The following is a 20,776-nucleotide window of genomic DNA, read 5'->3' on the forward strand; positions in this document are numbered from 1 at the left end:
CTACTCCAGCACCGGAAGCAACTCCGGGAGGTGGCCGTCCGAAGCGGCGGCCGCCTCCTGGCGCTCCACCGGCACCTCTCCGTACAGCGTGGTGCGCGGCTTCGCCGGGCGCCCGGCCTCCTCCGCGATCGCGACGAGATCCTTCACCGAGCGGTACGAGCCGTAACTGGAGCCCGCCATCCGGGAGATGGTCTCCTCCATCAGCGTGCCGCCCAGGTCGTTCGCGCCCGAGCGCAGCATCTCCGCCGCCCCCTCCGTGCCCAGCTTCACCCAGCTGGTCTGGATGTTCGGGATGTACGGGTGGAGCAGGAGCCGCGCCATCGCCACCACCGCCCGGTTGTCGCGGGTGGTGGGGCCCGGCCGTGCGATGCCCGCCAGATAGACCGGCGCGTTCGTGTGGATGAAGGGCAGCGTCACGAACTCCGTGAACCCTTCGACCCCCTTGGCCAGCGCGTCCCGCTGCATCCCGGCCAGTGTGCGGAAGTGCCCGAGCCAGTGCCTCGGCTGGTCCACGTGCCCGTACATCATCGTGGACGAGGATCGGATGCCCAGCTCGTGGGCCGTCTTCACGACCTCGATCCATGTCGCCGTCGGCAGCTTGCCCTTCGTCAGGACCCAGCGCACCTCGTCGTCGAGGATCTCCGCGGCCGTGCCGGGGATCGAGTCCAGGCCCGCTTCCTTCGCCGCGCTGAGCCAGTCCCGTATCGAAAGGCCGGTCCTGGTCGCGCCGTTCACGACCTCCATCGGCGAGAACGCGTGCACGTGCATGCCCGGCACGCGCTCCTTCACGGCCCGCGCGATGTCGAAGTACGCGGTGCCGGGCAGGTCCGGGTGGATGCCGCCCTGCATGCACACCTCGGTGGCGCCGACCTCCCACGCCTGCTGGGCGCGGTCGGCGACCTGGTCCAGGGAGAGCGTGTAGGCGTCGGCGTCCGTGCGGCGCTGGGCGAAGGCGCAGAAGCGGCAGCCGGTGTAGCAGACGTTCGTGAAGTTGATGTTGCGCGTGACGATGTACGTGACGTCGTCGCCGACCATTGACTTGCGCAGGTCGTCCGCGATGCCGCACAGCGCGTCCAGGGCGGGCCCGTCCGCGTGCAGCAGCGCGAGCGCCTGCTCGTCCGTCAGGCGCGTCGGGTCGTCGGCGGCCGTCTTCAGGGCCGCCCGTACGTCGCCGTCGATGCGCGAGGGGACCATGCCGGGCGCGGCCTGCTCGCGCAGGGTCTCCCAGTCGCCGTACACCTCGTCGAAGTCGTCACGCCGGTCCGACGTGCGGCCCGTCGTGTCGATCGTGCGGTGCAGGTCCGTGCGGCCGGACGAGGCGACGTACCCCTCGTCGGGTTCCTGCCAGGGCAGGCCGCTCGGCCGGGCGTCGGGGTTCGCGAGGCCCGTCTCCGGGTCGACGAGCGCCCGCACGTGCGGCAGGAGGCGCGGGTCGAGCCAGGGCTCGCCGCGCTCGATGAACTCCGGGTAGATCGTGAGGCGTTCACGCAGCTCGAAGCCCGCGTCCGCGGTCTTCTCGGCCAGCTCGTCGATGTGCGGCCAAGGGCGCTCGGGGTTCACGTGGTCGGGCGTCAGGGGCGAGACGCCGCCCCAGTCGTCGATGCCCGCGCCGATCAGGAGGGCGTACTCGGCGTCCACCAGGTTCGGCGGGGCCTGGATGCGGGCGCTCGGGCCGAGGATGTGCCGGGACACCGCGATGCACGCGGCGAGCTCCTCCAGCTCGGCGTCCGGCATGCCGCGCATCGCCGTGTCGGGCTTGGCGCGGAAGTTCTGGACGATGACTTCCTGGATGCCGTGGTACGAACGCTGCGTCGAGCGCAGCCGGAAGAGCGCGTCCGCCCGCTCCTCGTACGACTCGCCGATCCCGATGAGGACCCCGGTGGTGAAGGGGACGTTCGAGCGCCCCGCGTCTTCCAGGACGCGCAGCCTGACGGCGGGCTCCTTGTCGGGCGAGCCGTGGTGCGGGCCGCCGGGCTCGCTCCACAGCCGGGTCGCGGTCGTCTCCAGCATCATGCCCATGGACGGCGCGACGGGCTTGAGCCGCTGGAGGTCGGTCCAGGTCATGACGCCCGGGTTGAGGTGCGGGAGCAGGCCCGTCTCCTCCAGGACCCGGATCGCCATCGCGCGGACATAGGCGAGGGTGTCGTCGTACCCCTCCGCCTCCAGCCACTCGCGGGCCTCGGGCCAGCGGTCCTCGGGCCGGTCGCCGAGCGTGAACAGGGCCTCCTTGCAGCCCATCTCGGCGCCGCGCCGGGCGATGTCGACGACCTCGTCGGGCGAGAGGAACATGCCGTGGCCCTCGCGCCGCAGCTTGCCGGGGACGGTGACGAAGGTGCAGTAGTGGCACTTGTCCCGGCACAGCCGCGTCAGCGGGATGAAGACCTTTTTCGAGTACGTGATGACGCCGGGCCGCCCGGCTGCCGCGAGGCCCGCGTCCCGCACCCGCGCGGCGGACGCGGCGAGGTCCTTCAGGTCGTCGCCGCGCGCCTGGAGCAGCACGGCGGCTTCGGCGGTGTCGAGCGCGACGCCGTCCCTGGCGCGTTTGAGCGCGCGACGCATGGCGTTCGCGGTGGGCCGTGCCGGCGCCGGCGTCGGCCCCTGGGGTGCTTTGTCCTGCGGCGCGCTGTTGGTCATGCGTCCGAGCATACGAGCGACCTCCCGCAGAAACAGCTACAGGTCAGTGCTGGTTGCCGGCCGCCTGTCGGGGGCAGGTGCGAGGGGCACGTATCGCTGGAATCCGTCCAGCGCACGCAGCACCTCCGTCTCACCGCGCGCCGGGAGCTGCACGATGACCTCGTCCACGCCGAGCTCCGCGTAGTGGGCGAGCTTGCCCTCGGTCGGCTCGACGGCGGACAGCGCCACATGCAGGTCGGCGGGGTCCCGGCCCGCGTCGGTCCAGGCGGCGCGGAGCTGCGGGAGCGCGTCGCGCAGACCGCCGCCGCCGATGGGCAGCCAGCCGTCGGCGTACTCCGCGATGTGCGCGAACAGCTTGGGCCCGGCGGCTCCGCCGATGAGGGTGCGGGGGCCGTACAGAGGGCTTTTCATGCGCGGCCGTATGCGGGGCACATGCACCGGCTTCGGGTGCGCCTCGCTGGCGCGCACACTCCCGAACTCCCCTTCGTACGCCGTCGGCCGCTCGGCCCACAGGGCCCGCATGACCGCCATCCGGTCCCGCACGAGCGCGCGCCGCGTGCGCCACTCGACGCCGTGGTCGGCGGCCTCCTCCTTGTTCCAGCCGTAGCCGATGCCGAGGGTGAACCGGCCGCCGGAGAGATGGTCGAGGGTCGCGATCTGCTTGGCGAGGTCGATGGGGTCGTGCTGCCCGACGAGCGTGATGTTCGTGCCGAGGCCAAGGCGCCGCGTGACGGCGGCGGCCTGGGCGAGGGCGACGAACGGGTTCAGCATCCGGGCGCACTCGGGCGGCAGTTCACCGCCGGGGTACGGGGTCTCGCGGGACACCGGGATGTGGGAGTGCTCGGGCAGGTACAGCGCCGCGAAGCCCCGCTGCTCAAGGTCCTGGGCCAGGCGGATCGGCGTGATGGTCTCGTCGGTGAGGTAGAGGGTGGCGGCAACTCGCACGGGAGGGCCTCCTGTTGTCACTGCTGTCGCTGGCGGGGCTCACTTACTAGCCGTCAGCGGCGCAGGAGTCCATGCCGCGCCCGCACCTCGCGTCCGCCTCTTGTAGTACGCGGCCGTCACCGCGAGCAGCAGCGGGGCCCACAGGAGCAGCGGCGCGTAGCTGACCACCAGGAGCGTCTGCTTGGCCGCGCTGTCCGTGACGCCGGGTCCCAGATCCGCGAACGCGGCGTACACGAACCAGCCGGTGATGAGGAAAAGACCGGCGGCCCCGAGCACCGCCGGGATCACCGCGGCGAGCGGCCGCACGCGGCGCCCGCCGAGCAGCGGTATCCACCCCGGCACGACCTCGCCCCAGCCGCGCACCAGGCCGAGCGTCAGCAGGGCGAGCAACTCGGAGACGACGCTGAGCCCGAGGACGTAGAGCATCTCGCCCCAGCCCTCCACGGGCATGTCGGCCACCGGGAGCCCGGCGACCAGGGCGACCCGCCACAGCCCCGAGGGCAGGGTGGCCAGCGGCACGGCGTGGGCGGCGATCACGGCCCACCGGGGGACATCGGGAAGAGCGCTCATCTTCAGCATGGGCCTCATGCTGGCCGCGGGCGTAGGCCCGTCACATCGACGTACGGACCGATCAGGGCCACCGGGCCTCCGCCGCACGGGGGAGCGAAAAATCCGACCACCTCGCGCGGCTCCCGAACTACCCTGGCGCCCGATGAGCAGAAGACGACGCAAGAAGCAGACACAACAGCTCGTCATGGCAGCGCAGCTGGGCTGGACCACGCAGGTCAAGGCGCTGCTGCGGGCCGGAGCGAACCCCAGGACCCCCGACCCCGACGGCACGACACCGCTGTACGGCGCGTCCGTGCACGGCGCGGCGCCCATCGTCCGGGCGCTCCTGGAGGCGGGCGCCGACCCCGACGTGGAGAGCGGGCACGGAGACCAGGGGACGCCCCTGTGCGGGGCGGCGTGCTGGGGTCACACCGACGCGGTGCGTGAACTGCTCGCCCATGGAGCGGACCCCAACCTCCGCGAGGACCACGGCACCGGGATCTCCCCGCTGGGGTGGGCGACGCAGGGCTCCCACGCGGAGACGGCGGACGTGCTGCGGGCCGCCGGCGCGAGCGCCTAGGCGTGGGGCTCCGCGTGGCCTAGGATCCGCCAGAACCGGGGTATTCCGGCGAGTTCCGGGGGAATTGGGGGGCTCCATCATGCGACTTCGTCTGGCGACCGTCCTGCTGCTGCTCGGCGCGCTGCTGGGAGGCACGGCTTCCGCGGGGGCCCACGCGGTCACTCCGCGGACCGTGTCGGTCGCGGCCACGGCTGCTTCTTCTTCGGCGGCGTACGCGACAGGGGCCGTCACCGTCCGTACGGACACCAAGGCGGCCGACGAGGCGCAGTCCAAGCCCAAGAAGAAGAAAAAGAAGAAGTCCAAGGGCGGCATCGGGCTGATCATCGGGATCATCGCCGTCATCGCGATCATCATCATCGTCATGATCGCCGTCCGCCGTGTGCGCAAGGCCCGACACCGGGCGTAAGTCTGTCAATTGCCTTCCCTTGGCGGGGAGTTCACGGCTCAATACCAGGGTTGCCCTGCAGTCCCTTCCGACACCCTGGGGAGCCGACACATGTGCGAGGACGAACACCACCGGGCCAGACCCGCCGACACACCCCTGAACCGGCGCGGTCTGCTCGTGACGGGAGCCGCCGCCGCGCTTACGTTGAACAGCGTGAGCTTCGCGAGCGCCGCAGGGCGTGACTCCAGGAGTGGCGACGAGACCAAGGTGGTGCGCGGCACGCTGCCCACCGGGTCCCCCGACTTCGTGTACCTGCCGGTCGAAGTCCCGGACGGCGTACGGGAGATCCACGTCGCGTACACCTACGAGAAGGTCACGGTCCCCGCGGGCACGCAGGGCAACGCACTCGACATCGGCATCTTCGACCAGCGCGGCACCGCGCTCGGCGGCAAGGGTTTCAGGGGCTGGTCGGGCGGCGCGCGCACCGAGTTCTTCATCCGCGCCGACGAGGCGACGCCCGGCTACATCCCGGGCCCGGTCAAGGCGGGCACCTGGAACATCGCGCTCGGCCCGTACACGGTCGCACCGCAGGGCCTGCCCTACGAGGTCACGATCACCCTCAAGTTCGGGGCGCCCGGCAAGGCGCCCAGGCCCACCTACCCTCCGGAGCGGGCGAAGGGGCGGGGCCGCGCCTGGTACCGCGGCGACTGCCACCTGCACTCCTGGCACTCGGACGGCAGGCGCACCCCCGCCGAGATCGCGGCCCTCGCGCGCGCCGCGGGTCTCGACTTCATCAACTCCTCCGAGCACAACACGCATTCCGCGCACGCCCATTGGGCCGAGCACGCGGGAGACGATCTCCTGGTGATGCTGGGCGAGGAGATCACCACGCGCAACGGCCACGTGGTCGCCCTCGGCACGGACCCCGGCACGTTCGTCGACTGGCGCTACCGCGCCCGCGACAACCGCTTCGGCAAGTACGCCCGCGAGGTCCGCGACGCGGGCGGCCTCGTCGTCCCCGCCCATCCGCACGCCACCTGCATCGGCTGCAACTGGAAGTTCGGCTTCGGCGAGGCGGACGCGGTGGAGGTGTGGAACGGCGCGTACACCCCGGACGACGAGATCTCCCTCGCCGACTGGGACAGCACGCTGGTCGCCGCCGTCCGCGGCCGCAAGCCCTGGATCCCCGCCATGGGCAACAGTGACGCCCACCGCGACCCCGACCCCATCGGCACCCCGCAGACGGTGGTCCTCGCGGACGACCTGTCCCGCGAGGCCATCCAGGCGGGCATCCGCGCGGGCCACAGCTACGTCGCCGAGTCCAAGAACGTCTCGCTGAAGTTCACCGCCACCGGCGGCAGGGGCAAGCAGGCGGGCATCGGCGACCGCCTCTACGTCGAGCAGGACGCCCCCGTCACGGTCCGCCTGGACGTCACGGGCGCCCCCGGCTGCACGATCCGCTTCGTCACCGACCAGGGCGTGCTCTTCACGGCCCCCGCGCTCCCCGCCTCCGGGAGCGGCACGGCGGAGTGGCGTACGACGCCTTCGTACGCGGCGTACGTACGGGCCGAGGTCCGCCACCCCGCGACGGTGCCGACCCTCCCGGGCCCCTTGACGGCCTTCACGAACCCGATCTTCCTGGGCCGGACTTAAAGGTCTCCCGATCGGGCGGCCCCGCCCCTGCCCAAGGGCGGGGCCGTCCTTCGCGAGGGCAGGCGCAGACGCATAGGGTCGGTCGACAACCAGCAACCCTGGAGAGCCGTCAATGCCGTCCGCCAAGCCCCGCCTCCTGCTCGTCACCGACCTCGCCTACCAGGCGCGGGGCCGCCGCTACTGCGACGAGGACATCGCGCTCGCCGCCTGCCTGCGCGAGGACTTCGACACGGCGCTGTGCCATCCGCTGGACGCCGCCGCGCTGATGGACTCCTTCGACGCGGTACTGATCCGCAACAGCGGCCCGGTCCTGAACTACCAGGAGGCCTTCGACGCCTTCCGCACCCAGGCGCTCGCCTCGAACACCCGCGTCTACAACCAGCTGACCGGCGGCGCGGACATGGCAGGCAAGCAGTACCTCGTCGACCAGACGGCACAAGGCCACCCGGTGATCCCCACCGTCGACCGCCTGACGGACCTCGACAGGCTCCCGGACACCGCCGAGTACGTGATCAAGCCCAAGCAGGGCGCGGACTCGATAGGCCTGAAGATCCTGTCCCGGGCGGAGCTGCCGGACCACGTCGGCGCCGGGGACACCTTCCTTCTCCAGCCGCGCATCGACTTCGCGTACGAGGTGTCGTTCTACTTCGTCGACGACACCTTCCAGTACGCCCTGCACGCACCGCACCCCGACAAGCGCTGGGTCCTGGAGACCTACACCCCGACCCCCGCCGATCTGGTCTTCGCCCAGGGCTTCGTCGACTGGAACACCGTCACCCACGGCATCCAACGCGTCGACGCCTGCCGCACCCGGTCGGGAGATCTGCTCCTGGTCGAGCTGGAGGACCTCAACCCGTACCTGTCCCTGGACCTCGTCCCCCGGGAACGCCGCGACGCCTTCGTCACGAACCTGAAGGCGTCACTGCGAAAGCTGCTCGCGGGCTGAGGGTCAGTCCGCGACCACCAGCGCCGGGGTGTCCCGCTTCAGGACCTCGCCGCGGAAGAACGCCGGGCTCTTGCGGCCCATCGCCAGCATGATGACCACGCCGAGCAGCAGCAGGCCCACGCCGATCACGAAGACCGAGCCGACGCCGAAGACGGAGGAGCCGCTGCCGTAGGCGGGGTTCCACATGTCGACGAGGGTCTTGAAGAAGACGGCGGTCAGCAGGATGCCGCCGAACACCGGGAAGAAGCCCTTGAAGGCGAAGTCGCGCGCGGACGAGAACAGTTCGCGGCGGAAGTACCAGGCGCAGGCGAATGCGGTGAGCGCGTAGTAGAAGCAGATCATGAGGCCGAGCGCGTAGATCGTGTCGACCAGGACGTGCTCGGAGACCAGCGTCATGACCGTGTAGAAGACGCCGGTGGCGACTCCGGCGACGACCGTCGCGCGGCCGGGGGTCTTGAACCGGGGGTGCACGCGCGCGTAGGAGGGCGGCAGCGCCTCGTACGTCGACATGGCGAGGACCGTGCGGGCCACCGGGATGAACGTGGTCTGCAGGCTCGCGGCTGCCGAGGCGAGGACGGCGACGAAGAGCAGGATGCCCAGGCCGTTGCCCATGATCGGTCCTGCGAGCGCGGCGAAGACGTTGTCGGAGGTGTCGGGGTTGGCGAGGCCGAGCCCCTTGTCGCCGGAACCGACGGCCATCTGGGCGGCGATTCCGGTGGCGAGGTAGGAGCCGATCAGGACGACCATCGAGATGAGCGCCGCGCGGCCCGGGGTCTTCTCGCTGCCGGTGGTCTCCTCATTGGCGGTGAGGCACGCGTCCCATCCCCAGAACATGAAGATCGACAGGGAGAGACCGGCCGTGAAGGCGCCGAAGGACTGGACGGAGAACGGGTTCAGCCAGGACCAGGAGAAGTCCATGGACCCGGCGATCTCACCGCTGTCGGCCTTGCCCAGGGCCATCACGACGAAGAGCGCGAGGACCACGAGCTGCAGGCCGACCAGGAGGTACTGCACACCCTTCGTGGCTGTCATCCCCCGGTAGCTGATGGCCGTCGCAGCGGCGATCAGGGCGAGGCACGTGAGGATGTGTACGGCCTTGTTGTCGTCCAGGGCAGCCACCGAGTCGCTGCCCGTGATCTCGCCCGCAAGGAGCCAGAAGTACGAGGTCGCCACGCCCGCCAGGTTCGACAGGACGATGATCGTGGCGATGACGAGGCCCCAGCCGCACATCCAGCCGATCCGCGGGCCGAAGGCCTTGACCGTCCAGGTGAAGGACGTGCCGCAGTCCGGCATGGCCTTGTTGAGCTCGCGGTAGGCGAACGCCACCAGGAGCATCGGCAGGAAGCCCGCGAGGAAGACCGCGGGCATGGCGAGGCCGACCTCGCCGGCCGTGGAGCCGAGGGTCGACGTCAGGCAGTAGACGGGGGCGACGGTGGAGATGCCGATGACCGCGCTGCCCATGAGGCCCACGGAGTTCCCGCCGAGGCCTTTGGCGCGCACGCCCCCGTCGGGGGCGCCGCTTACCGTGTCTCCGGCCTGTGGCCGTACGTCCAACTGGGTCATGAACAGGACGTTAAGTCCTGCGGTTTCCATATACGGAGGATGGAGATCCGCTTCCCCAGGCTTGCAATCAATGGAGAAAACGGGACAGCGACCATTGATTAGCAGAGGCCTCAGCAGTAATGCTTATTCATTGCGAGGCAAAAGCCAGACTGTCCGGTATGCGGGAACCGCAGCGCTGTCCGTTTTGACCCGTTTCCAAATTTTCCCGCGCCTCTTTCCGCATTTCACATACCGGACTTCTCGCGGCTCTCAGCCCGGCCACACGATCGACTGCAGCTCGCTGTACGCGTGCAGCGCGTACGAGCCCACGTCCCGGCCCACCCCGCTCTTCTTGAACCCGCCGAACGGCGCCTCCATGTTCCGGCCGATCGTGTTCACGCCGACCCCGCCCGCGCGCAGCCGCCGCGCGACCCGGAAGGCGCGGGCCACGTCGCCCGACCAGACATAGTCCAGGAGGCCGTAGTCGCTGTCGTTGGCGAGGGCGATGCCTTCCTCCTCGTCCTCGAAGGGGACCACCACCACGACCGGGCCGAAGATCTCCTCCCGGACCACCCGCATGTCGTTCGTGCAGTCCGCGAGCAGCGTCGGGGCCACGTAGAAGCCACGCTCCAGGCCCGGCCCCGCCGGGCGCTCGCCCCCCGCGACGACCCGTGCGCCTTCCTTGCGCCCCAGCTCGACGTACGACTCGATGCGGTCGCGGTGAGCCGCCGAGATCACCGGGCCGACGATCGTCCCCTTCTCCCGGGGGTCCCCCACCTTCATGAAGCCGATGTAGCCCGTCAGCTTCTCGACGAGAGCGTCGTAGACCGCCCGGTGCGCGATCACCCGGGTCGGGGCCGTGCAGATCTGCCCGCTGTAGAAGGAGAACGTCGTCCCGATGCCCGCCACCGCCGAGTCCAGGTCCGCGTCCTCGAAGACGAGCGCCGCGCCCTTGCCGCCCAGCTCCATCAGCTGGCGTCTCATGCCGCGGCCGCACACCTCGGCGATCCGCTGCCCCACCGACGTCGAGCCGGTGAAGCTCACCATGTCGACGTCCCGGGAATCGACCGCCGCCTCGCCCACCTCGGGACGCGCGCCGCTCACCACGTTCACCACTCCCGGCGGCGCCCCGGCCTCCTCAAGAGCCGCCGCCATCCGGTACACCGACAGCGGGTCCTGCGGGGCGGGCTTCACCAGGACCGTGTTGCCCATGGCCAGGGCGGGCGCCACCTTGCCCGCCGGGTTGGCCCACGGGTTGTTGTACGAGGTGATGCAGGTGACGACACCCACCGGCTGGCGGACGGTGAGCGCCCCCACGACGCCCGCCTTCCCCATCGGCCCCGCCTCGTTGATCTGCGGGGGCAGGCCCTCCTCGACCGGCTCCATCGCCCCCTTCGCGTACCTCCTGAAACGCGCCACCGACACCGCGACCTGCATGCCCCGCGCCGTACCGGTCGTCGCGCCGCTCTCGGCCTGCGCGAGCTCCGCGTACGGGCCCATGTCGCGCTGCATGATCGACGCGGCGCGGTCCAGGACCGTGGCCCGCTCCTCCGGGGTCGTGCGCGACCAGGTGGCGAAGGCCTCCCGGGCGGCGCCGGCCGCCGCGTGCACCTGCTCGCGGCTCGCCTCGGGAGCGAGACCGACCACGCCTTCGGTGGCCGGATTGACGACTTCGTAGTGACCACCGGCGGGTTCGACCCACTCGCCGCCGATGAACAGCCGCTGCTCCTGTGCCCGCTGATCCTGCGGGAGTTCGCCGCTCACTTGGTGCTCACCGTCCTGGTGTCGCGGCCCGAACGCAGCACCGTGCCCGGGGTCGCACCCGTCACCCGGTCCTCGCGGATGGCCTCGACGCCGTTGACCCAGACGGCGTTGATCCCGATGGCCTTCGAGTCCAGACGCGGGCTGTCACCGGGCAGGTCGTGCACAAGGGTGGCCTTGCCCGCGTCGATGCGCTCGGGGTCGAAGAGGACGAGGTCGGCGTGGAAGCCCTCCTCGATACGGCCCCTGCCCCGCAGCCCGAAGAGCTGCGCGGGATCGTCGGTGAGCATCTTCACGGCCTGTTCGAGACCCACCAGCTTCCGCCCGCGCAGACAGTCCCCGATGAACCGGGTCGTGTACGGGGCTCCGCACATGCGGTCCAGGTGCGCGCCCGCGTCGGAGCCGCCCAGCATGACGTCCTCGTGCCGCCAGGTCTCCTGACGCAGGGCCCACGAGGCGGGGTCGTTGTCGGAGGGCATCGGCCACAGGACCGTGCGCAGGTCGTCGTTGGCGCAGATCTCGACGAGGCACTGGAAGGCCTCCTGCCCGCGCTCGGCGGCGATGTCGGCGACGACACGGCCGGTGAGGCCCTCGTTCTCCTTGGAGTACGTGTCCCCGATGACGTACCGGTCGAAGTGCGCGAGCCGCCGGAAGACCCCGGCCTCCTTGCTGTCGGCGCGCCGCAGCATCTCGCCCCTGACGTCCGGGTCACGCAGCCTGGCGATGCGCTCGGGCACGGGCAGGCCCAGTACGTCTCCCCAGCCGGGGATCAGGTTCAGGGCGCAGAAGGTGCCGAGCGACATGTTCATGGGGGTGAGGATCGGCATGGTCAGGGCGACGATCCGGCCGCCGGACTCGCGGGCCCGCTCACTGGCGATCAGCTGGCGTGGCACGCGCTCGGGCACGGCGGCGTCGATGGTGAGGACGTTCCAGTTCAGCGGCCGTCCCGCGGCGGCGCTCATCTCGACGAACAGATCGATCTCGTCGTCGCTGAACTGATCCAGACAGCCCGCGACGATGGCCTCCAGCTGCGTGCCCTCGTGCTCGGCGACGGCCCGGCTGAGCGCGAGCAGCTCGGCCGGCTTCGCGTGCCGGGAGGCGACCGGCTGCCCGTCGCCGTCGGAGTGCGTGGACGACTGGGTGGTGGAGAGCCCCCAGGCCCCGGCGTCCATGGCGTCATGGAAGAGCCGCAGCATCGCGTCGAGCTGCTCGCCGGTCGGCTGCCCGCCCACGGCATCCGCACCCATGACGTACCGCCGCAACGCGCAATGCCCGACCATGAACCCGGCGTTGACGGCGACGCGCCCCTCCAGGGCGTCCAGATACTCGCCGAACGAACTCCACGACCAGGGCGCACCCTCTTCCAGGGCCACCAGGGACATGCCCTCGACCTTGGACATCATCCGCCGCGTGTAGTCGGCGTCCTCGGGACGGTCGGGGTGCAAGGGGGCCAGGGTGAACCCGCAGTTGCCGCCCGCGACGGTGGTGACGCCGTGGTTCAGGGAGGGCGTCGCGTACGGGTCCCAGAAGAGCTGGGCGTCGTAGTGCGTGTGGGGGTCGACGAACCCGGGGGCCAGCACGCGCCCCCGGGCGTCCTCGCTGGACCGGGCCTCTTCGGACGTGGTCCCGGGCTCGGCGATGACGGCGATGCGCCCGCCCCGGATACCGACGTCGGCGGTGTATGCGGGGGCGCCGGTTCCGTCGACTACGGTCGCGCCTTTGATGAGGTGGTCAAGCATGGCGGGAGAGGTCCCCCTTCGGAGAGCGGGTGGGTGGGTGGGAGCAAGCCTGTCCGGCGCTTGAGGACACGCCCGAAGGGCGAAGAGGGGGGCACCCCGGCCTCCGTCCGGGAGGGGAGGCCGGGGCAGTCGGTGGTGACGGCTCAACCGCCGGAGGCACCCCGCATGCGGGACGTCCGATGCACGGGATCCGTGTCAATCTTCGGAATCACATGCTCACCGATCAACTTGATCGTGTTCTTCGTGTCCTCGGGCGAAATCCCGATAGGCAGCCCGAAGCTGAGCTGATCCGCCCCCGCCTGCTCCCACCGCTTGCACTGCGTGAGCACCTCGTCCGGGTCGCCGCAGATCATCAGTTCCTCGGCGATGAGCAGCTCGATGATCTCCTCGGTGTACTCGGGGAGCAGCTCGGGCCACTCGGGGATGCCCTCCGGCCGCGGGAAGGTGTCGTGGTACCGGAACAGCAGCGACTGCAGATAGTTGAGCCCGCCGCTGACGGCGATCTCCACGGCCTTCTTGTGCGTCTCGGCGCAGATCGCCGTGGAGGTCACCATGACGTTGTCGTTGACGAAGTCACCGACCGGCTCGGCGTTCTTCACGGCCGTCTTGTACGACTCCAGGACCCACTCCATGTCGGAGACCTTCTGCACGCTGAAGCCCAGGACCCCGAGTCCCTTCTTGCCTGCCATCGCGTACGAAGGGGGGGACCCGGCGGCGTACCACATGGCCGGGTGCGACTTCCCGTACGGCTTCGGCAGCACCTTGCGGGGCGGCAGCGACCAGTGCTTGCCCTGGAAGCCGACGTACTCGTCCTGGAGCCACATCTTGGGGAACTCGGCGATGGTCTCTTCCCAGAGTTCCTTGGTGTGGTTCATGTCGGTGATGCCCGGCATGAAGCCCAATATCTCGTGCGACCCGGCCCCGCGGCCCGACCCGAACTCGAAGCGCCCCTCGGAGAGGTGGTCGAGCATGGCGACCTTCTCGGCGACCTTGACCGGGTGGTTCACCGGGGCGAGCGGGTTGAAGATGCCGGAGCCCAGGTGGATGCGGTCGGTCGCGTGGGCGAGGTAGCCGAGGAAGACGTCGTTGGCGGAGAGGTGCGAGTACTCCTCCAGGAAGTGGTGCTCGGACGCCCAGGCGTACTTGAAGCCGGACTTGTCCGCCTGGATGACGTACTCGGTCTCCTCGATGAGCGCCTTGTGCTCTGCTTCGGGGTCGACCTTGGCCCGCTTGGCGGGCACGTATCCCTGTACAAAGAGGCCGAATTCCAAGGAGGTTCACCATCCTCGTGAGTATCTTCGAGTTACGAGTTTCTGACGAACCGTCAGATCGTGATGCGACGACTGTTCCACCGGCCGGGGGGACCGTCAATACCCGCGGGCGCGGATACTGACGTCCCGTCAGTTCCAGGTGTCCACGTCAGACGACGCTGACCCCCGCGAGCCACCCGCCGTCGATGACGAACGGCTGCCCGGTGATGTACGCCGAGTCGCCCCCGGTGAGGAAGAGTGCGAGCGCGGCCACCTCCTCGGGCCTGCCGATCCGGCCGAGCGGCACGAGCTTCTTGTAGAGCTCGGCGACGGCGTCGCCCGCCTCGACGGGGTCGGCGGCCGGGTCGAGCTGCGCGGGATTGGTCATGGGGGTGTCGACGGCACCGGGGCAGACGGCGTTGACGCGGATGTTCTTGGCGGCGAGCTCCAACGCGGCGACCCGGGTGAGGCCGAGGATGGCGTGCTTGGTCGCGGCGTACGCGCCGACGTACGCCATGCCGGTCATCGCCGTGTACGAGGCGGTGTTCACGATGGTCCCGCCACCGGCTGCGGCGATCTCGGGGGCGACGGTGCGGATGCCGAGGAAGCAGCCGATCTGATTCACCTGGATGATCTGCTGGAACTCTTCGAGCGGGGTGCTGACGAGTTCGTTGAAGCGCAGGATTCCGGCGTTGTTGACGAGGCCGTCGATCTTCCCGAAGGCGTCCTTGGCGGCGGACACGGCCGCGTCCCAGTCGGCCTCCTGGCTGACGTCGAGGTGCACGTACTTGGCGACGTCACCGCCGAGTTCCTTGGCCAGGGCCTCGCCCTGGTCGTCGAGCACGTCCCCGATGACGACCCGCGCGCCCTCGGCGGCGAAGAGCCGCGCCTCCTGCTCGCCCTGCCCGCGCGCGCCACCGGTGACGATGACGACGCGCCCGTCCAGCTTGCCCATACGAGTCTCCTTGCGTGAGGTCGGGGTCAGGGGGTGCTCAGTTGAGGTGCGGGGCGACTTCGGCGGCGAAGGCGGCCATCTGGTCGGTGAGTTCGGTGCGGCCACGACTGCGGAAGCGCACCTGGATCTGCTGCACGCCCATCGCGCCGTACGCGCGCAGCGACTCGGCGAGGGCGTCAGGCTTCCCGCTCAGGGTGCGGCGCCCCACGGACCAGCCGGGCTCCCCCACGTACAGGGGCTCGGCGATCGCCCCCACGACGATCGGCTCCTCGACCCCCGCCTCCTCCCTCAGCCGCTTGAGTTTGGCGATCTGCGCGGGCAGCTTGTCGCGCGGGTCACCCTGCGGCAGCCACCCGTCGCCGCGGACGGCGGCCCGGCGGACGGCGGCGGGCGAGGAGCCGCCCACCCAGACGGGCACGCGCTCCTGCGCCGGGCGCGGCAACTGCCCGAGCCCGCTGAAGTCGTAGCGCTCGCCGTGGTGTTCGGGATACTCCTCGGGCCCAAGGGCGGCCTTCAGCGCGTCGATGCTTTCGTCCAGCACCGGCCCGCGCCGCTCGAAGTCGGCGCCGACGGCGTCGAACTCCTCCTGCACGTGCCCCGCCCCGACGCCGAGGATCAGCCGCCCGCCGCTGAGCCGGTCCAGGGTGGCGTACTGCTTGGCGGTGACGAGCGGATGCCGGAGCCCGACGACGGCGACGTGACTCATCAGCCGTACGTTCTCGGTGATCCCGGCGAGGAAGGAGAGCGTGGCCACCGGGTCGTACCAGACGGTGCTCATGGTGTCGGCGAGCCGCCGCGGAATGGCCACGTGATCACATACGGCGACGTACGCGAAGCCTCCGCGATCGGCGGCACGGGCGATCTCGGCGAGATCGTCGCCGGCAGCATCGGCCTCCCACGCCTCGGCATAGATGACGCTCTGCGACTGGATCGGGAGCTGCATCCCGTAGACCAGTCGCCCCTGCGGGAAGATGTGCGCCAGCGCATTGGCAGCCATGGGAACCCGACCCCTCACCTTGATCTGACGGTGTGTCATATACGGCGACGGCACTCATCGTCGTAGCTGACGAAGCGTCAGGCAAGGGGTTGGCGGCGCCTGTTCGTGAGGGCGTGAGACAGCGGACGCCACCCCCGGGCGCGGGTCCGCAGGCCACCACCCCCAGGGCAGCGGCCTGCTGACGATGTCCCCGCCTACGTCCCCGCCTGCGCCCCCGGCCCCGCCCACAATCCGTCCGCCGTCAGCCCGAGCAGATCGATCGCGTTGCCCCGCACGATGCGGTCCACGACGTCCGGGGCGAGGTGGCCCATCTGGGACTCCCCCACCTCCCGCGACTTCGGCCAGGTCGAATCGGAGTGCGGGTAGTCGGTCTCGTAAAGAACATTTCCCACCCCGATCGCGTCGAGGTTCTTCAGACCGAAGGCGTCGTCGAAGAAGCACCCGTACACGTGCTCGGTGAAGAGCTCGGACGGCGGCCGGTGCACCTTGTCGGCGACCCCGCCCCACCCCCGGTTCTCCTCCCAGACCACGTCCGCGCGCTCAAGGATGTAGGGAATCCACCCGATCTGCCCCTCCGCGTACATGATCCGGAGGTTCGCGAAGCGTTCGAACTTGCCGCTCATCAGCCAGTCGACCATCGAGAAACAGCAGTTGGCGAAGGTGATGGTGGACCCGACGGCGGGCGGCGCGTCCGCGGACGTGCTCGGCATCTTGCTGCTGGACCCGATGTGCATGGCGATGACCGTGCCGGTCTCGTCGCACGCGCGCAGGAAGGGGTCCCACTCGTCCGTGTGGATGGAGGGGAGCCCGAGGTGGGGCGGTATCTCGGAGAAGGCGACGGCCCGCACCCCGCGAGCGGCGTTGCGCCGCACCTCCGCGGCGGCGAGCTCCGCGTCCCAGAGCGGAATGAGGGTGAGGGGGATCAGCCGGCCCCGCGCCTCGGGCCCGCACCACTCCTCCACCATCCAGTCGTTGTACGCGCGGACACCGAGCAGACCCAGCTCCCGGTCCTTCGCCTCGGTGAACGTCTGCCCGCAGAAGCGGGGAAAGGTGGGGAAGCAGAGGGCGGACTGGACGTGGTTGACGTCCATGTCGGCGAGGCGGTCGGGCACACTGAAGGACCCCGGCCGCATCTGCTCGTACGTGATGACCTCGAGCTTGATCTCGTCCCTGTCGTACCCGACCGCGGTGTCGAGGCGGGTGAGGGGCCGGTGCAGGTCCTCGTAGACCCACCAGTCACCTATGGGCCCGTCGTCCCCTTTCGCCCCCATCACGGGGGCGAACTTCCCGCCCATAAAGGTCATTTCCTTCAGCGGCGCCCGGACGACGCGCGGCCCGCTGTCCTGATACTTCGACGGAAGGCGGTCCCGCCAGACATGGGCGGGCTCAACGGTGTGGTCGTCCACCGAGATGATCCTCGGGAACGTCGGCAAGGTCTCAGTGGTCTCCATGTGCTCCACGGTAGCGCTGATCTGACGACCCGTCAGCTCCCTGTCGGGCACGAGTACGCGGGCTGTCGCCCCGCCCCTGTGTGCGTGGACCCTGTGAGAGCCGTCTCGCACGGCTGACGTATCCGCCATGAACAAGGCAAACTGGCGGGCAGCAAGAATCAGGTAAAGAACGGAACCTGAGAAAGAACAGAAAGCACAAAAACCAACCAAGGCGCAGAAAGCACGGAAAGCACGCACATCGCGGGCAGGGCAGACCCGCGGCGCACTACCAGGCACGGTGACGGCCGGGCACGTCAGGGCAGCAGGGGGAGCGATGGACGGTGTACCGCGAGTACCGGACCAGCGGCGTCCGGCCCCGGGGAACGCCCCCGAGGAACTGAGACCGCACTTCAGCGTGCTCGGCCCGGTACGCGCATGGCACGGCGCCGAGCAGCTTTCCATGGGCTCTCCGCAACAGCGCGCGCTCCTCGCGGCGCTCCTGTTGCGCGCCGGCCGCACGGCGACCGCACACGAACTCATCGACGCCCTCTGGGGCGACGACCCGCCCTCGCAGGCCCTGGCCGCGGTCCGCACGTACGCGTCCCGGCTCCGCAAGGTCCTGCCCGCGGGAGTCCTGGTCAGCGAATCGGGCGGATACGCGATCGCGGTGGCCGAAGGCGCACTCGACCTCTCCCTCGCGGAAGACCTGTCGACGGAGGCGGAGAAGGCACGCGGAGTGGCCGACCTCTGCCAGGCCCGCTCCCTGCTGAACAAGGCACTGAGCCTCTGGGACGGCGAACCCCTCGCCAACGTCCCCGGGCCGTACGCGGAAACCGAACGCACACGCCTGGAGGAATGGCGCCTCCAGCTCCTGGAGTCCCGCCTGGACATGGACCTGGAGGTCGGGTGCCACGCGGAAGCGGTCTCCGAACTCACGGCCCTCACCGCGGCACACCCTCTGCGCGAACGCCTGCGCGAGCTCCTGATGCTGGCGCTGTACCGCAGCGGACGCCAGGCGGAAGCCCTCGCGGTGTACGCCGACACCCGCCGCCTGCTCGACGACGAACTGGGCGTGGACCCGCGCCCCGGCCTGAAGGAACTCCAGCAGCGCATCCTCCAGGCGGACCCGGCACTGACGGAACCCTCGGCGGCAGCCCCGGAACCGGCGGCGGCCGTAGTGCGCCCCGCGCAACTCCCGGCCACCGTCCCCGACTTCACCGGCCGTGCCTCCTTCGTCACCGAACTGAGCGAAATCCTCTCGGCGGCCGAGGGCCGGGTGATGGCCGTATCGGCGCTCGCGGGCATCGGAGGCGTCGGCAAGACGACCCTCGCCGTCCACGTGGCCCACGTGGCACGGACGTACTTCCCCGACGGACAGCTGTACGTGGACCTGCAGGGCGCCGGCGCGCGAGCGGCGGAACCGGAAACAGTCCTCGGCGCGTTCCTCCGCGCCCTCGGCACCCCTGACTCATCGATCCCGGACTCCTTGGAGGAGCGTGCAGCCCTCTACCGCTCGGTCCTCGACGGCCGCCGGGTCCTGGTGGTCCTGGACAACGCCCGCGACGCCGCCCAGGTACGCCCCCTGCTCCCGGGCATGGAGGGCTGCGCGGCCCTGGTGACCAGCCGTATCCGCATGGTGGACCTGGCCGGCGCACACCTGGTGGACCTGGACGTGATGTCCCCCGAGGAGGCCCTCCTCCTCTTCACCCGGATCGTCGGCGAGGAGCGCGTCACCTCGGAACGCAAGGCCGCGCTCGACGTCGTGGCGGCGTGCGGCTTCCTGCCCCTCGCCATCCGCATCGCGGCCTCCCGCCTCGCGGCCCGCCGCACCTGGACGGTCTCCACCCTCGCCGCGAAGCTGGCGGACGAGCGCCGCCGCCTGGACGAACTCCAGGCGGGCGACCTCGCGGTCAAGGCCACGTTCGAACTGGGCTACGGCCAACTGGAACCGGCCCAGGCACGAGCCTTCCGCCTCCTCGGCCTCGCAGACGGCCCGGACCTCTCCCTCGCAGCAGCGGCAGCGGTACTCGACCTGCCGCCCGAGGAAACAGAGGACCTCCTGGAGTCCTTGGTCGACACATCCCTGGTGGAATCCGCGGCCCCCGGCCGCTACCGCTACCACGACCTGGTCCGGCTCTACGCGCGTGCGTGCGCGGAACGCGACGAGCAGCCGCCGAGCGAGAGGGGGGCGGCGATGTCGCGGTTGCTGGACTTCTATCTGGCGACGGCGGCGGGGGTTTACGCGTTGGAGCGGCCGGGGGACCGGACGGTGGACCACCTGGAGGTCACCGAGCGGGTCGGCCTGGACTTCACCGATGGCGCCAAGGCCTTCGACTGGCTGCACGCGGAGGCCTCCTGCATCCTGGCGTGCGTCCAGCAATCACTGAGCAAGGAGGGCCTGCGACGAGCGGTGGACCTGCTGCTCGCGGCGAAGGACCTCGCGGAATCCGGAGCCATCTCCTACCGGTACGAGATGGCGACGCGCGCCGCATGCGAGGTCGCCGCCTCAGAGGGCGACGCACGCGCCGAAGGGCGCGCGAGGGTGAGCCTTGCCCAAGTCCTCAACAAGGTCGGCCGCTTCGACGACGCAGCCGTCGAACTGGAGCGCGCCGCCGCGCTCGCCTCGGACTCCGGTGACCCCTGGACCACCGGAAACGCCCTCAACGAGCAGGGAATCATCAACAACTGCATCAACCGGCCCGCGGTGAGCGAGATCCATCTGCGCGAGGCCATCGACGTCTTCCGGGCCGACGGCAACCGCCACAGCGAGGCGAGCGCCCTGTGCAACCTGTCCCGGGCCCTCCTCGCGATGGGACGCACCACCAAGTCGATCGACCTCGCCCAGCAAGGGATCGCCATATACAGCGATCTCGGGGTCACCTTCCGGCTGGCGAACGCGAAGTACGCGCTCGGGCTCGCCCTGAGCGGCGCGGATCGACGCCCGGAAGCCCTGGATCAGCTGAACGACGCGTTGCAGATCTTCGCCGAGAACCGTCAGCGCCTGTGGGAGGGGACGACGCACTACCGCATCGCCCAGGTGTACCTCGCGGACTGCCATGCGGCGCAGGCGGCCCAGCACTCCGAACAGGCGCTCGCCATCGGGTGCGTCGGTGGCGAGTGGATGCGGGCCAACGTCCTGACCCTGCTGGGAAGGTCTCTCGTGGACCTGGGGCAGGTCGACCGCGCGCAGGCCTGCTGGCGCGAGGCGCTGGCCATCCACGAGGAAGCGGGCGCACCGGAAGCCGCTCAGGTGAGGCAGCTCCTCGCTCCGGCCACCGTCGCCTGACCACGCCCGAAGCGGCGTTCATCGAACGTTTATGAGTGGCTGCCACTCTCATGGAGTCGATCCGTCGCGTCGGGGGGCAGACGGGTCGCACGGGCCCTACGGATAAGGTAAGCGGCCCACTACG

15 protein-coding genes are annotated in these 20,776 nt (G+C 70.2%); 5 read left to right on the plus strand and 10 right to left on the minus strand.

Going from position 1 to position 20,776, the window contains the following annotated elements:
- Genes AB0I66_RS33830 through AB0I66_RS33840 form a run of 3 tightly spaced genes read right to left on the minus strand, consistent with a single transcriptional unit; the run spans window position 1 to window position 4,158 of the window.
- Window positions 1-2,634, minus strand: coding sequence for a bifunctional FO biosynthesis protein CofGH (locus tag AB0I66_RS33830; RefSeq protein ID WP_363211813.1), 2,634 nt, complete (start codon window positions 2,632-2,634; stop codon window positions 1-3).
- Window positions 2,635-2,670: 36 nt separating this feature from the next.
- On the minus strand, window positions 2,671-3,579 hold the full coding sequence (locus AB0I66_RS33835; RefSeq protein ID WP_363211814.1) for an LLM class F420-dependent oxidoreductase: 909 nt from the start codon (window positions 3,577-3,579) through the stop codon (window positions 2,671-2,673).
- Between the two features lie 39 nt (window positions 3,580-3,618).
- Window positions 3,619-4,158, minus strand: a complete 540-nt coding sequence (locus AB0I66_RS33840) for a hypothetical protein (protein WP_363211815.1) — start codon at window positions 4,156-4,158, stop codon at window positions 3,619-3,621.
- A gap of 133 nt (window positions 4,159-4,291) precedes the next feature.
- Between AB0I66_RS33840 and AB0I66_RS33845 the strand changes: the two genes are divergently transcribed.
- The 4 genes from AB0I66_RS33845 to AB0I66_RS33860 all read left to right on the plus strand — a co-directional run bounded on the left by AB0I66_RS33845 (window position 4,292) and on the right by AB0I66_RS33860 (window position 7,692).
- Window positions 4,292-4,708 (plus strand): ankyrin repeat domain-containing protein, encoded by a 417-nt coding sequence (locus AB0I66_RS33845; protein WP_363211816.1) that lies wholly within the window; start codon window positions 4,292-4,294, stop codon window positions 4,706-4,708.
- Between the two features lie 79 nt (window positions 4,709-4,787).
- Window positions 4,788-5,114, plus strand: coding sequence for a hypothetical protein (locus AB0I66_RS33850; protein WP_363211817.1), 327 nt, complete (start codon window positions 4,788-4,790; stop codon window positions 5,112-5,114).
- Window positions 5,115-5,204: 90 nt separating this feature from the next.
- Window positions 5,205-6,746, plus strand: coding sequence for a CehA/McbA family metallohydrolase (locus tag AB0I66_RS33855; protein WP_363211818.1), 1,542 nt, complete (start codon window positions 5,205-5,207; stop codon window positions 6,744-6,746).
- A gap of 112 nt (window positions 6,747-6,858) precedes the next feature.
- Window positions 6,859-7,692: a hypothetical protein gene (locus tag AB0I66_RS33860; protein ID WP_363211819.1), complete on the plus strand. Its 834-nt coding sequence runs from the start codon at window positions 6,859-6,861 to the stop codon at window positions 7,690-7,692.
- A gap of 3 nt (window positions 7,693-7,695) precedes the next feature.
- Here the strand turns inward: AB0I66_RS33860 and AB0I66_RS33865 are convergent, their stop codons facing one another.
- From AB0I66_RS33865 to AB0I66_RS33895, 7 genes are all read right to left on the minus strand, one after another.
- Window positions 7,696-9,255 (minus strand): APC family permease, encoded by a 1,560-nt coding sequence (locus tag AB0I66_RS33865; protein ID WP_363211820.1) that lies wholly within the window; start codon window positions 9,253-9,255, stop codon window positions 7,696-7,698.
- 249 nt (window positions 9,256-9,504) lie between these two features.
- Window positions 9,505-10,998 carry an aldehyde dehydrogenase family protein gene (locus tag AB0I66_RS33870; RefSeq protein ID WP_363211821.1) on the minus strand — a complete coding sequence of 498 codons (1,494 nt, stop codon included), beginning with the start codon at window positions 10,996-10,998 and terminating at the stop codon, window positions 9,505-9,507.
- The gene (locus AB0I66_RS33875; RefSeq protein WP_363211822.1) at window positions 10,995-12,734 is read right to left on the minus strand and encodes a D-aminoacylase; all 1,740 of its coding nucleotides are present in this window, start codon (window positions 12,732-12,734) and stop codon (window positions 10,995-10,997) included. The genes AB0I66_RS33870 and AB0I66_RS33875 overlap by 4 nt, the downstream gene beginning before the upstream one ends.
- A 143-nt stretch (window positions 12,735-12,877) precedes the next feature.
- Window positions 12,878-14,005: an LLM class flavin-dependent oxidoreductase gene (locus AB0I66_RS33880; RefSeq protein WP_363211823.1), complete on the minus strand. Its 1,128-nt coding sequence runs from the start codon at window positions 14,003-14,005 to the stop codon at window positions 12,878-12,880.
- 148 nt (window positions 14,006-14,153) lie between these two features.
- A complete protein-coding gene (locus tag AB0I66_RS33885) occupies window positions 14,154-14,939 on the minus strand; it encodes a glucose 1-dehydrogenase (protein ID WP_363211824.1) in 786 nt (261 codons plus the stop codon).
- A gap of 37 nt (window positions 14,940-14,976) precedes the next feature.
- Entirely contained in the window at window positions 14,977-15,936 is a 960-nt protein-coding gene (locus AB0I66_RS33890) for an LLM class F420-dependent oxidoreductase (RefSeq protein ID WP_363211826.1), read from the minus strand.
- A gap of 194 nt (window positions 15,937-16,130) precedes the next feature.
- Entirely contained in the window at window positions 16,131-17,369 is a 1,239-nt protein-coding gene (locus AB0I66_RS33895; RefSeq protein WP_363211979.1) for an amidohydrolase family protein, read from the minus strand.
- Between the two features lie 331 nt (window positions 17,370-17,700).
- Between AB0I66_RS33895 and AB0I66_RS33900 the strand changes: the two genes are divergently transcribed.
- Window positions 17,701-20,652, plus strand: a complete 2,952-nt coding sequence (locus AB0I66_RS33900; protein WP_363211827.1) for a BTAD domain-containing putative transcriptional regulator — start codon at window positions 17,701-17,703, stop codon at window positions 20,650-20,652.
- Window positions 20,653-20,776 lie beyond the last annotated feature (124 nt).

The sequence above is a fragment of the Streptomyces sp. NPDC050439 genome (genome assembly GCF_040655335.1).
In the GTDB taxonomy this organism is placed as follows: Bacteria; Actinomycetota; Actinomycetes; order Streptomycetales; family Streptomycetaceae; genus Streptomyces.